This window comes from Ruania suaedae (assembly GCF_021049265.1).
Taxonomy (GTDB): Bacteria; Actinomycetota; Actinomycetes; order Actinomycetales; family Beutenbergiaceae; genus Ruania; species Ruania suaedae.
On sequence record NZ_CP088018.1, the window covers coordinates 1,384,550 to 1,396,324 of the forward strand.

At 69.7% G+C, this 11,775-nt stretch carries 12 protein-coding genes; 7 read left to right on the forward strand and 5 right to left on the reverse strand.

The features are described 5' to 3' along the window. Nucleotides 1-72: 72 nt before the first annotated feature. From LQF12_RS06340 to LQF12_RS06350, 3 genes are all read left to right on the forward strand, one after another. A complete protein-coding gene (locus tag LQF12_RS06340; RefSeq protein WP_231055123.1) occupies nt 73-294 on the forward strand; it encodes a DUF3046 domain-containing protein in 222 nt (73 codons plus the stop codon). Nucleotides 295-632: 338 nt separating this feature from the next. Next, entirely contained in the window at nt 633-1,688 is a 1,056-nt protein-coding gene (gene recA, locus LQF12_RS06345) for a recombinase RecA (RefSeq protein WP_231055124.1), read from the forward strand. A gap of 116 nt (nt 1,689-1,804) precedes the next feature. Continuing rightward, the gene (locus LQF12_RS06350; RefSeq protein WP_231055125.1) at nt 1,805-2,398 is read left to right on the forward strand and encodes a regulatory protein RecX; all 594 of its coding nucleotides are present in this window, start codon (nt 1,805-1,807) and stop codon (nt 2,396-2,398) included. A gap of 67 nt (nt 2,399-2,465) precedes the next feature. On the opposite strand, the gene LQF12_RS06355 is transcribed toward LQF12_RS06350, so the two are convergent. The 4 genes from LQF12_RS06355 to LQF12_RS06370 all read right to left on the reverse strand — a co-directional run bounded on the left by LQF12_RS06355 (nt 2,466) and on the right by LQF12_RS06370 (nt 5,904). Next, the gene (locus tag LQF12_RS06355) at nt 2,466-3,251 is read right to left on the reverse strand and encodes an amino acid ABC transporter permease (protein ID WP_354004703.1); all 786 of its coding nucleotides are present in this window, start codon (nt 3,249-3,251) and stop codon (nt 2,466-2,468) included. A gap of 116 nt (nt 3,252-3,367) precedes the next feature. Then, the gene (locus LQF12_RS06360) at nt 3,368-4,042 is read right to left on the reverse strand and encodes an amino acid ABC transporter permease (RefSeq protein ID WP_231055127.1); all 675 of its coding nucleotides are present in this window, start codon (nt 4,040-4,042) and stop codon (nt 3,368-3,370) included. Nucleotides 4,043-4,144: 102 nt separating this feature from the next. Further along, on the reverse strand, nt 4,145-5,038 hold the full coding sequence (locus LQF12_RS06365; RefSeq protein ID WP_231055128.1) for a glutamate ABC transporter substrate-binding protein: 894 nt from the start codon (nt 5,036-5,038) through the stop codon (nt 4,145-4,147). 68 nt (nt 5,039-5,106) lie between these two features. Continuing rightward, nucleotides 5,107-5,904: an amino acid ABC transporter ATP-binding protein gene (locus tag LQF12_RS06370; protein ID WP_231055129.1), complete on the reverse strand. Its 798-nt coding sequence runs from the start codon at nt 5,902-5,904 to the stop codon at nt 5,107-5,109. Between the two features lie 190 nt (nt 5,905-6,094). Between LQF12_RS06370 and miaB the strand changes: the two genes are divergently transcribed. Genes miaB through dapF form a run of 3 tightly spaced genes read left to right on the forward strand, consistent with a single transcriptional unit; the run spans nt 6,095 to nt 9,472 of the window. Beyond that, entirely contained in the window at nt 6,095-7,621 is a 1,527-nt protein-coding gene (miaB, locus tag LQF12_RS06375) for a tRNA (N6-isopentenyl adenosine(37)-C2)-methylthiotransferase MiaB (protein WP_231055543.1), read from the forward strand. Between the two features lie 4 nt (nt 7,622-7,625). After that, nucleotides 7,626-8,549 carry a tRNA (adenosine(37)-N6)-dimethylallyltransferase MiaA gene (gene miaA / locus LQF12_RS06380; RefSeq protein WP_231055130.1) on the forward strand — a complete coding sequence of 308 codons (924 nt, stop codon included), beginning with the start codon at nt 7,626-7,628 and terminating at the stop codon, nt 8,547-8,549. Then, the gene (gene dapF, locus LQF12_RS06385) at nt 8,546-9,472 is read left to right on the forward strand and encodes a diaminopimelate epimerase (RefSeq protein WP_231055131.1); all 927 of its coding nucleotides are present in this window, start codon (nt 8,546-8,548) and stop codon (nt 9,470-9,472) included. The genes miaA and dapF overlap by 4 nt, the downstream gene beginning before the upstream one ends. A gap of 6 nt (nt 9,473-9,478) precedes the next feature. On the opposite strand, the gene LQF12_RS06390 is transcribed toward dapF, so the two are convergent. Then, the gene (locus LQF12_RS06390; protein ID WP_231055132.1) at nt 9,479-10,075 is read right to left on the reverse strand and encodes a class I SAM-dependent methyltransferase; all 597 of its coding nucleotides are present in this window, start codon (nt 10,073-10,075) and stop codon (nt 9,479-9,481) included. Nucleotides 10,076-10,213: 138 nt separating this feature from the next. Between LQF12_RS06390 and hflX the strand changes: the two genes are divergently transcribed. After that, the gene (hflX, locus tag LQF12_RS06395; protein WP_231055133.1) at nt 10,214-11,725 is read left to right on the forward strand and encodes a GTPase HflX; all 1,512 of its coding nucleotides are present in this window, start codon (nt 10,214-10,216) and stop codon (nt 11,723-11,725) included. Nucleotides 11,726-11,775 lie beyond the last annotated feature (50 nt).

The window sequence follows — 11,775 nt, forward strand, 5'->3', positions numbered from 1 at the left end:
TCGCTTATCCCTCGCCATGTTTCCTACGGTTCCACGACCCTCTGACATCGCCGGTGGACGTAGGCTGGTGGTGTGAAGCACTCCGAGTTCCAGGTCGCGATGCGGGACACCTTCGGTGCCTACGCGCCCTCGCTCGCCGAGGATCTCGTGCTGGCGCCGCTCGGCAGCCGCACCGCGAATCAGGCGCTGGCCGACGGCGAGTCGCCGAGGAACGTCTGGGCGGCGATCTGCGAGGTCAACGAGTTGCCGGAGTCGGTGCGGTGGCGGCATCGGCGGGCGGAGCGGTCGCGCTGACGGAGCGGCGCGCGGGCATGCGCCGGCGGCTGGGTCGACCACGCGTGCGTACCGCGGCCGGCGGGCGACCGTCGAGGGGGCGCAGGAGCCTCGCCACCCATTGATCGCGGCGCGCCCGGCGCGTCGATGCTGCGATCGAACACGCGTTCGCCTACTGTGTGCACAGACGTAGGAACGGTGACGCGTCGTCCACAACCCGTGGTCGGCCGGATCCGGATGTCGGTGGTCGGACATAGCCTGCGTTCGAGGTTGCCGCCCGGAGAGGGCGGGTCCCTGAAAAGACCAGTCCCATCCGAGAACGAGGCGGATCACCGCCCATCAGACGAAGAAGGTGAACCATGGCTGCAGCACCCGCAGCAGATCGCAGCAAGGCTCTCGACGCCGCGCTCGCACAGATCGATCGGAACTTCGGCAAGGGCTCGGTGATGCGCCTCGGCGACGACACCCGGCCCCCGGTGGCAGTGATCCCGACCGGGTCCATCGCCCTGGACGTCGCTCTCGGAGTCGGCGGACTCCCGCGCGGACGCGTCATCGAGGTCTACGGCCCGGAGTCCTCCGGTAAGACGACCGTGGCACTGCACGCGGTCGCCAACGCTCAGAAGAACGGCGGCATCGCTGCCTTCATCGACGCCGAACACGCGCTCGACCCGGAGTACGCCAAGAAGCTCGGCGTGGACACTGACGCGCTCCTGGTGTCCCAGCCGGACACCGGTGAGCAGGCGCTGGAGATCATGGACATGCTGATCCGCTCCGGTGCCCTGGACATCATCGTGATCGACTCGGTGGCGGCACTGGTGCCGAAGGCCGAGATCGAAGGCGAGATGGGCGACAGCCACGTGGGTCTGCAGGCGCGGCTGATGTCGCAGGCGCTGCGCAAGATCACCGGTGCGCTGAGCTCCTCGGGCACGACCGCGATTTTCATCAACCAGCTCCGCGAGAAGATCGGCGTGTTCTTCGGGTCCCCCGAGACGACCACGGGTGGCAAGGCGCTGAAGTTCTACGCCTCGGTGCGTATCGACGTGCGCCGGATCGAGACCCTCAAGGAGGGTACGGACTCGGTGGGTAACCGTACCCGCGCCAAGATCGTGAAGAACAAGATGGCCCCGCCGTTCAAGCAGGCCGAGTTCGACATCATCTACGGCGTCGGGATCTCGCGCGAGGGCAGTCTCATCGACCTCGGTGTCGAGCACGGGATCGTCCGCAAGTCCGGTGCCTGGTACACCTACGAAGGTGACCAGCTCGGCCAGGGCAAGGAGAACTCCCGCCGATTCCTCAAGGACAACCCCGAGCTCGCAGTCGAGATCGAGGAGAAGATCAAGACCAAGCTCGGCATCGGCGTCAAGCTCGAGGCGGTCGAGGAAGCAGCCGACAAGGCGGAGGCTGTCGACTTCTGACCCGGCCGCGAGCGGTCCGCCGGCGGCGTGACACCCAGGCCGTCGGCGGCCGCTCGACTCATCGATCGTCGAGGTTGACCGGAGATCAAGCCGAGCACCCAGGGGAGTGGTTCGACGTGAGGACTCGACGCAGGGGCGCGCCCGGTCAGGACCCACCTGATCGCGGCGCAGCGGCCCAGGATGCCGAGCCCGACCCGGAGAACGTGGCGCGCACCATCGCGTTGCGCAAGCTGAATGCGGCACCGCAGTCCCGCGCACAGCTCGCCGAGGCCATGGCTGCCAAGGACGTGCCGGACGAGGTGGCGGAGAAGGTGCTCGACCGGTTCACCGAGGTCGGGCTCGTGGATGACGCCGCCTACGCCGAGATGTTCGTGCGCAGCCGCCACAACGATCGAGGACTCGCGCGGCGTGCCCTTGCCCAGGAACTCCGGCGCAAGGGCATCGAGGGGGATGTGGCGGACGAGGCGCTCGAGGCGGTGCAGCCCGAGGACGAGCATGAGCGCGCCCGGGAGCTGGTCCGGCGCAAGGCGCGCAGCACCACGGGGCTGGAGTTTCAGAAGCGGCGCCGCCGGCTCGTGAGCATGCTCGCGCGCAAGGGGTACGGTCCCGCTGTGGCACTCAGCGCCGTGGATGAGGTGCTGCGCGATGAGGCCGAGGAGGTAACAGGGCAGGAAGCCGAGCAGCACGAGGGGTTCCTGGAGACCCCCTGACGCACGCGGAGCCACAGAGGGTCCCGCTCACGACTACAGGCCTGCTGGTGTAGCGGCACCGCGCTTGTCACATGTTCCCGGTTTCGTCCCTGGTGTCGGCCGTGCCGGCAAGGCCGGTCGTGATGCCGACGCGGGGTGCGGCCTTGCCGGCAGCGCCGGACCGACCGCCGATTCGGCGCGCCAGCCGCCCGGCGACGAACGACAACACCACGTTGATCACGATGAACATCACGGCGGCGACGGCGAAGGCCTGCAGGATCGGGAATGGCGCATTGGAACCGATCAAGCGAGCCGAGCGCAGCAACTCCGGATAGGTGATGATGTAGCCGAGTGCGGTGTCCTTGAGGATGACGACGAACTGGCTGATCAGGGACGGCAGCATGGCGATCAGCGCCTGCGGCAACTCCACGGAACGCAGCGACTGACCGCGGGTCATGCCGATCGCCAGCGCGGCTTCGCCTTGGCCCTTCGCCAGCCCGTGCACGCCGGAACGGACCAGCTCGGCGATGATCGAGCCGTTGTAGAGGGTCAGGCCGATCACGACCCCGAACAGTGGCGCATCCTCGGGCGTGACATTCAGCACGAGTGCCGCAGTGAACCAGCCGGCGATCATCATGATGAGCACCGGCACAGCGCGGAAGAACTCCACGATCAGGCTGCAGAATCCGCGGATCACCGGATTCCGGGCGAGTCGGCCCACCCCGAAGAGCAGGCCGAAGATCATCGCGAGCACGATCGAGTACGCAGCAGCCGTCAGCGTGTTCTGCAGCCCGGGGAGGAAGTAGAACTGCCACGTGTCCGGCTCGATCATCGCGGCCCACTTGGCTGGATCGAACTGGCCCTTCTCCGCCATCTGGACGATGGCCCAGGCCAGGATCCCGAGGACGAGGATCGTCCCAGCGACGTTGCCGATCCTGATATTGCGACGCGCCTTGGGGCCGGGGGCGTCGAACAGGACTGATTGTGCGCTCATCGGGACACCGCCAGACGTCGTGAGAGGTAGGTCGTCACAAGCCCGACCGGGACCACGATGATCACGAAGCCGACCGCGATGGTCAGGAAGATGGGAACGACGTAGTTCGCATCGTTCTCGATCATCGACCGCATCAGCACCGAGATCTCGGGGACGGATGCGGCGGCGGCGACCGTGCTGTTCTTGATCAAGGCAATCAGGGTGTTGCCCAGTGGTGCGATGGCGCCCCGAAGCGCCTGCGGAAGGATCACGAGCCGGGCTGCAGGAAGGAAGGCCAGACCGATCGCGCGAGCGGCCTCGGCCTGGCCGACCGGCACGGTGTTCACTCCTGATCGGATCGACTCGGTCACGAAGGATGCGTGGTAGATCGTCAGCGCCACCACGGCCAGCCAGAAGAAGTTGGTCGCGAAGTCGTCCGAGAACTGAATACCGAGTTGCGGCCAGAGCACGAGAATCCCCGAGGCCATCACGATGGTGAGTGGCGTGTTCCGCACGAGGTTCACGTAGCCCGCGCCGGCGAGCTGCAGGGAGGGGATCGGTGAGATACGCATCATGGCCAGGACGGTGCCCAGCACGAAAGCGAAGATCGCGGCGAAGAAGGTCAGCTTCAGGTTGACCCAGTAGGCACCAGCGATGTCGTAGGTGGAGAGGACCTCGAGGAAGTCACTCACCGGCACACCACCTTCGTCAGGTCGGGCCTCGATGTCACGAGGCGATCAGCGGGGACATGCGTGTGGTGGCGGCCGATCGTGCCGCCACCACACGCACTCCGGTCAGGACGAGCAGCCGCGCATCTCCGGCGGGTTCAACTCGCTGTTCGGCGTGTACCCGGTGCCGTCGGTGTTGGACGTCACCGCTTCTTCCCACGAGCCGTCGTCGATCATGGCCTGGATCGCTGCGTTGATGTCCTCGCAGAGGTCCGAACCATCGGGAAGGCCGACGCCGTAGTTCTCCTCGGAGAACGGGCTGCCGACCACCTGCAGGCTCCCGCTGCCCTCGGCAGCGGCGAGGCCGGCGAGGATGATGTCATCGGTCGTCACGGCGTCGACCTGGCCGCCGGTGAGGAACTGGATGCACTCGGAGTACCCGGGCTGCTCGATGAGGTTGGCGCCCGCCGCGTACTCGTCCACGACGCGCTGCGCAGATGTCGAACCCGAGACGGAGCAGAGGTTGAGCTCGTCCAACGACTCCGGCCCCGTGATGGTGCCCTCGTCCTCGGCACGGATGAGCAGGTCCTGACCCGCGACGAAGTACGGCCCGGCGAAGTCGACGGCCTCGTCGCGTTCGTCGGTGATCGAGTAGGTCGCGAAGATCATGTCGACCTGCCCGTTCTGCAGCATCGTCTCGCGCTGTGCCGACGGTGCTTCGACGAACTCGATCTGATCCGGCGAGTACCCGAGCTGCTCGGTGACGTAGAGCGCCACGTCGACGTCGAAGCCCGTGTAGTCACCACCGTCCTGGAAGCCGAGACCCGGCTGGTCGAACTTGATGCCGATCCGCAGGCCCTCGGACATCTCGCCACCGTCGTCGGTCGCTTCGCCGCCGTCGTCGGTCATCTCCTCGCCGCCGGTCTCCTCCTGCTCGCCCGGCTCGGCGGTGCTACAGGCCCCCAACGTCAGTGCCCCCACGGCGGCGAATGCCGCCAACGCTACGCGTGTGCTCTTCATGATGTCTCCTTCAGGTTGTGCGGGAGTGGTTCGCCGGGCTGCGAGGGTTCCTCGACGGCCCGGGCTTCTCAGTGCGCCAGGATCTTCCCGAGGAAGTCCTGGGCACGATGGCTCTGTGGATCGGTGAAGAACTTCTCGGGTTCGGCCTCCTCGACGATCTGGCCGTCGGCCATGAAGACCACCCGGTCGGCCGCCTTGCGCGCGAATCCCATCTCGTGGGTGACGACCACCATCGTCATGCCCTCCTTGGCGAGGGCGACCATGGTGTCGAGCACCTCGTTCACCATCTCCGGGTCCAGCGCCGAGGTGGGCTCGTCGAAGAGCAGCACCTTCGGCTCCATCGCGAGCGCGCGGGCGATGGCGACCCGCTGCTGCTGTCCGCCGGAGAGCTGTGCCGGCAACTTCTCCGCCTGGTTGGCCACCCCGACCCGCTCCAGCAGCTCCATGGCGCGCTTCTTCGCCGTCGCGGGCTTGGCCCGCTTGACCTTGATGGGACCGAGCGTGACGTTCTCGAGGATCGTCTTGTGCGCGAACAGGTTGAAGGACTGGAACACCATGCCGACGTCGGCGCGCAGCCTGGCCAGCGCCTTGCCCTCCTCCGGCAGCGGCTGCCCGTCCAGGGTGATCGTGCCCGAGTTGATCGGCTCGAGGCGGTTGATCGCCCGGCACAGGGTCGACTTCCCGGATCCGGACGGGCCGATCACCACCACCACCTCGCCCCGATGCACGGTGAGGTTGATGTCCTGGAGCACGTGCAGATCGCCGAAGTACTTGTTGACGTCGGCGAGCACAACGAGCGGCTCGCCGGAATGGCTTGGCACCTGGTCGCCGTCGGGTGTGACGGAGTTCACGGAGCTGTCAGTCATAGACGCAACCTAACTCCTCTGTGTGACGCGGGGGAGGCACATCGGTCACAGAACGGACACGATCCGTTCATCGACCCTCGTGCGGCAGCCGCGTCGGAGCCCCGCGCCGGGGGCCGGGCAACCGCGAGATCCTGCCGACGAGCGCGTAGAATCAGCACGCGTGAGCACCCTCGACCGCCCCCGCACCTACATGGTGCGCACGCTCGGCTGCCAGATGAACGTGCACGACTCCGAGCGCATGGCCGGCCTGCTCGAGGACGCCGGCTACACGCCGGCTACCACCCGCGGTGCGGGCTCGCTGATGGCCGAGGCCCAAGGGGCCGATGTCGTGGTGATCAACACCTGCGCCGTCCGGGAAAACGCCTCGGATCGCCTCTACGGCAACCTCGGCCAGCTCGCCAGCCTGAAGAAGACCAACCCGCACCTGCAGATCGCCGTCGGCGGCTGCCTGGCCCAGCAGGACCAGGGCGGCATCGTCGATCGCGCGCCCTGGGTGGACGTCGTCTTCGGCACCCACAACATCGACGTCCTGCCCGCCATGCTCGAGCGCGCCCGGCACAACGAGACCGCGCAAATCGAACTGGAGGAGTCGCTCAAGACGTTCCCCTCCACGCTGCCCACCAAGCGGGAGAGCGCCTACGCCGCCTGGGTGTCCATCTCGGTCGGCTGCAACAACACCTGCACCTTCTGCATCGTGCCGCACCTGCGCGGCAAGGAACGCGACCGTCGACCCGGGGACGTGCTTGCCGAGGTGGAGGCCGTCGTGGCGCAGGGAGCCATCGAGGTGACCCTGCTCGGCCAGAACGTCAACTCCTACGGCGTCGGGTTCGGCGACCGGGGCGCCTTCGCCAAGCTGCTGCGGGCCACCGGCAGGATCGACGGCCTCGAGCGGGTCCGGTTCACCTCCCCCCACCCGGCGGCGTTCACCGACGACGTCATCGAGGCGATGGCCGAGACCCCGAACGTGATGCCGCAGCTGCACATGCCGCTGCAGTCCGGCTCGGACCGGGTGCTGCGGGCCATGCGCCGCTCCTACCGCAGCGCGAAGTTCCTCGGCATCCTGGACCGGGTCCGCGAGCAGATCCCGCGCGCCGCGATCACCACCGACATCATCGTCGGCTTCCCGGGGGAGACCGAGGAGGACTTCCAAGCCACCCTCGACGTGGTCGAGGCGTCCCGGTTCGCCAGCGCCTTCACCTTTCAGTACTCCCCGCGCCCGGGCACGCCGGCTGTGGATCTACCCGACCAGGTACCGCCCGAGGTGGTCGCCGAGCGGTACGCGCGCCTGGCAGCACTGCAGGACCGCATCTCGGAGGAGGAGAACGCCGCGCAGGTGGGCCGCACCCTCGACGTCCTGATCGCCCAGAGCGAGGGCCGCAAGGACACCGCCACCCAGCGGCTGACCGGGCGCGCCGAGGACAACCGCCTCGTCCACGTCGGGCTGCCCGAGCATGTGGCCGGCCTGCCCGAGATGGAGCGGCCGCGCCCCGGGGACATGGTCACCGCGACCGTCACCCGCTCCGCGCCCTACCACCTCATCGCCGACTCCGGTCTTGCCGGTGGCACCTTCGCGGTGCGTCGCACCCGCGCCGGGGATGCGTGGCAGGCCCGCCAGGAAGGCGGGCACTCCCACGGCGCGCCCGGATCTCCCGACGGCGGCCCGCCCGCCGGCGCCCCGGTCACCCTGGGCATGCCCTCGCTGCGCGTGCGCGCCTGACACCGTGGCTGATCCACCGCTGATCGCCGTCGTCGGCCCCACCGCGACCGGCAAGTCCGATCTCGCCCTCGACCTGGCTGAGTTGCTGGGCAGCGAGGCCGGCGGTGAGACCGGAGCCGAGATCGTCAACGCCGATGCGATGCAGTTCTACCGGGGCATGGACATCGGCACCGCCAAGCTTCCTCCGGCCGAGCGTCGAGGCATCGCCCACCACCAGCTCGATGTGCTGGAGGTGACCGAGGAGGCCAACGTGGCCCACTACCAACAGCAGGCCCGAGCCGATGTGGCGGCGATCCACGCGCGCGGCCGCGCGGCGATCGTGGTGGGCGGCTCCGGCCTCTACGTGCGCGCTCTGCTGGACCGGATCGAGTTCCCCGGCACCGATCCGCAGGTCCGGGCCGCGTGGGAGCGGCGCGCCGCCGACGAAGGGCCAGGGATGCTGCACCAGGAGCTCGCCCGGCAAGACCCCGAGGCCGCGAGCCGGATCGATCGTGCCAACACCCGCCGGATCGTACGGGCGCTGGAGGTCATCGAGCTCACCGGCCGGCCGTACTCGGCGAACCTGCCCGACCACACCTACGAGATCCCGGCCGTGCAGATGGGTCTCGACCTGCCCGACGACGACCTCGACCGGCGCATCGCCGCCCGGGCGCGGCGGATGTTCGCCGACGGGCTGGCCGCCGAGACCGAGCTCCTGCTCGAGGAGGGTCTTCAGCAGGGGCGCACCGCCTCCCGGGCCGTCGGGTACGCGCAGGCCATCGCCTGGATCCGGGGGGAATGCACGGAGGCCGAGGCCATCGAGAGCACTGCCGTGGCCACCCGTCAGCTCGCGCGCCGCCAGCGCAAGTGGTTCCGGCGCGACCCCCGCCTGACCTGGCTCGCCCCGGGGCCGGACCTGCTCGACCGGGCACGTAGGCTGAGCGCGTGAACGCAGCGGATCTGCCCACCTTCGTCAAGGGCCACGGCACCGGCAACGACTTCCTCCTGTACGCCGACCCCGACGGCGTCGCCGACCTGACCGCCGAGATGGTCGCCGCGGTGGCCGACCGGCACACCGGCTTCGGAGCCGACGGCGTGATCCGGGCTGTGCGCACCAGCGCGCCCGGTCTCCCCGCGGGGATCGCCGGGAGCGAGGCGGAGTGGTTCATGGACTACCGCAACGCCGACGGGTCGATCGCCGAGATGTGCGGCAACGGCATCCGCGTGTTCGCGGCCTTCCTGCGCCACGAGAGCCTGCTCGACCTGCCCGAGGGCGCCACCACCGCCATCGCGACCCGGGCAGGGGTGCTGCAGGTGCGCCGCGAGGGCGAGGAGTACGCCGTCGACATGGGTGTGTGGTCGGTCCCCGGCGGTGCGGAGGCGCTCGCCGAGGGCTTCGACGTCAGCGTCGTGGTGCCCGGCCTGAGCGAGCAGCGCCCCGGCCTGCGCCTCGATCTGCCGAACCCGCACACCGTCGTGGCGGTCGAGTCGGCCGAGGAGCTCGAGGAACTGGACCTGCACCGGGCTCCCGGGGTCGACCCGGTCCCCGACCACGGCACCAACGTCGAGTTCGTGCTGCCGCTCGGGGAGCAGGAGGTGGACGAGGTCGACCGGGACGGTCAGGTCACCGGCACCGTCACCATGGGGATCATCCGGATGCGCGTGCACGAGCGCGGCGTGGGAGAGACGCTCTCCTGCGGCACCGGTGCCTGCGCCGCGGCGCTGGCCGTGCGGACCTGGTTCGGCGACGGCGCCCCCGACGAGTGGCAGGTGCAGGTCCCGGGCGGCACGCTGCGCGTGCGCGCGCTCGCCGGCCAGCACGTGGAGCTGGCCGGACCGGCCGAGCTGGTGGGGCGCGTCACGCCGCTGTAGCGGGCCTCAGGCGCCGCGGACCTGCAGCACCCGGAAGCCCTTCGCGCTCGCGACGCGGTCGGCCGTCAGCCCGAGCTCGGCCGTGATCCAGCGTTGCAACGAGTCCGAGCCGAGGTTCTTGGCCACCACGAGGTGGGCCAGCGCCCCGGGACGCAACCGGGGCAGCCAGGTGCGCAGCAGCTTGTGCAGGGCGGGCTTGCCGATCCGGATCGGAGGGTTGGACCAGAGCGCGTCCAGCCGCAGGTCCGGTTCCGCGCCGAGCAGGTCCTCCGGTCGCCACGCCTCGACCCCGTGCCCCGCCCCGTTCAGCCGGGTCAGCTCCAGTGCACGCTCGTTGACGTCGACGGCCAGCACGCGGGCGCCGGGGCTCGCCTGGGCCAGCGCCAGCGCGATCGGCCCCCAGCCGCAGCCGAGGTCGAGCAGGATTCCCGACGGCGGAGGGTCGCCCACGGTCTCCAGCAGCACCGTGGTGCCGGGGTCGAGCCGTTCGGCCGAGAACACGCCGGAGTCGACCTGCACCGAGGTCCGGGTGCCCCGCAGGGTGACGGTGAGCGTGCGCCGTCGGCCGGGTCCCTCGGGTGAGGTGAAGTAGTGACTGCTCACGAGCGTCCACCCTACTGACGTCACCTCCCTGCACGTGCCGGTGCGCGGCACCTCCGACGTGTGCTCTGGGTGAAATCCCTTGGCCGCCACGCGCGCAGGTGGGATCGTAGAGGATCGCTTCCTGATCGAGAGGACACCATGACCGAACCTTCCGCCCGCACGACCCCGCCGCAGCCCGGGCCCTCCACCGAGGACCGCGCGCAGGACGTCGTGGCTCGCATCCTGGCACGGGCGGGAACGGCCATCCAGGCCACCGATGACGAGCACGGCTCCCACGGCGGTGATCAGCTCGACCTCGACGAGCGCGCCGCGCTCCGGCGGGTCGGAGGGCTCTCGACCGAACTCGAGGACGTCACCGAGGTCGAGTACCGGCAGCTGCGGTTGGAGCGCGTGGTGCTGGTCGGCCTGTGGACCCGCGGCACCGCCGAGGCCGCCGAGGTCTCGCTGCGCGAGCTCGCCGCCCTGGCCGAGACGGCCGGTTCGGAGGTCCTCGACGGGCTGTTGCAGCGCCGCTCCGCGCCGGATCCGGGCACCTACATCGGGTCGGGCAAGGCGGCAGAGCTCGCCGACGTCGTCAAGAGCACCGGCGCGGACACGGTCATCGTCGACTCCGAGCTCGCTCCCTCCCAGCGCCGCGCGCTGGAGGACGTGATCAAGGTCAAGGTGATCGACCGCACGGCGCTGATCCTCGACATCTTCGCCCAGCACGCCAAGTCCCGTGAGGGCAAGGCGCAGGTCGAGCTCGCCCAGCTCGAGTACCTTCTCCCGCGCCTGCGCGGCTGGGGTGAGTCGATGTCGCGCCAGGCCGGTGGCCGCGCCGCCGGCGGTGAGGGCATCGGCTCCCGCGGGCCAGGTGAGACCAAGATCGAGCTCGACCGGCGCCGCATCCGCACCCGCATGTCCAAGCTGCGTCGCCAGATCGCCGGGATGGCACCGGGCCGCGCCGCCCGCCGGAGCTCGCGTCGCACCGGAGCCGTGCCCTCGGTGGCGATCGCCGGGTACACCAACGCCGGGAAGTCCTCCCTGCTCAACCGGCTCACCGGAGCCGGGGTGCTGGTGCAGAACGCCCTGTTCGCCACCCTGGACCCCACCGTCCGCCGGGCCGAGACCGAGGACGGGCGGCTGTTCACCCTGGCCGACACCGTCGGATTCGTCCGGAACCTGCCCACCCAGCTGGTGGAGGCCTTCCGCTCCACCCTGGAGGAGGTGGGCGAGGCCGACGTGATCGTGCACGTGGTCGACGCCTCCCACCCCGACCCCGAGGGCCAGCTCACCGCCGTGCGGGACGTGCTCCGCGACATCGAGGGTGTCACCGACATCCCGGAGATCGTCGCCCTGAACAAGGCTGATCTCGCCGAACCGGAGACCATCGCCCGGTTGCGCACGCGGGAGCCGCGGGCGATCGCGGTCTCGGCCCGGACCGGCGCCGGCGTGGCGGAGTTGCAGGCGAGGATCGCCGAACTGCTGCCACGGCCCGCCGTCGAGGTCGATCTGCTGGTGCCCTACTCCCGCGGTGATCTGCTTCACCGCGCCCACACGGCCGGCGAGGTGATCTCCATCGATCACCTGGCCGAGGGGACGCACCTGGTCGCTCGGGTGGACGAGGCGCTCGCGGTCGAGCTCGACGCGGCTGCCCGCGCTGCCTCCTGAGGGTCCACAGCCGGTCGGTCGCAGTCGGCCCGGGCGGGCCGCACGCGCTA

Excerpts from the sequence above, each read along its gene's own strand:
- recA (WP_231055124.1), top strand. The coding sequence starts at position 633 with ATGGCTGCAGCACCCGCAGCAGATCGCAGCAAGGCTCTCGACGCCGCG.
- LQF12_RS06355 (WP_354004703.1), bottom strand. The coding sequence starts at position 3,251 with ATGGCGGAGAAGGGCCAGTTCGATCCAGCCAAGTGGGCCGCGATGATC.
- LQF12_RS06365 (WP_231055128.1), bottom strand. The coding sequence starts at position 5,038 with ATGAAGAGCACACGCGTAGCGTTGGCGGCATTCGCCGCCGTGGGGGCA.
- LQF12_RS06370 (WP_231055129.1), bottom strand. The coding sequence starts at position 5,904 with ATGACTGACAGCTCCGTGAACTCCGTCACACCCGACGGCGACCAGGTG.
- miaB (WP_231055543.1), top strand. The coding sequence starts at position 6,095 with ATGGTGCGCACGCTCGGCTGCCAGATGAACGTGCACGACTCCGAGCGC.
- hflX (WP_231055133.1), top strand. The coding sequence starts at position 10,214 with ATGACCGAACCTTCCGCCCGCACGACCCCGCCGCAGCCCGGGCCCTCC.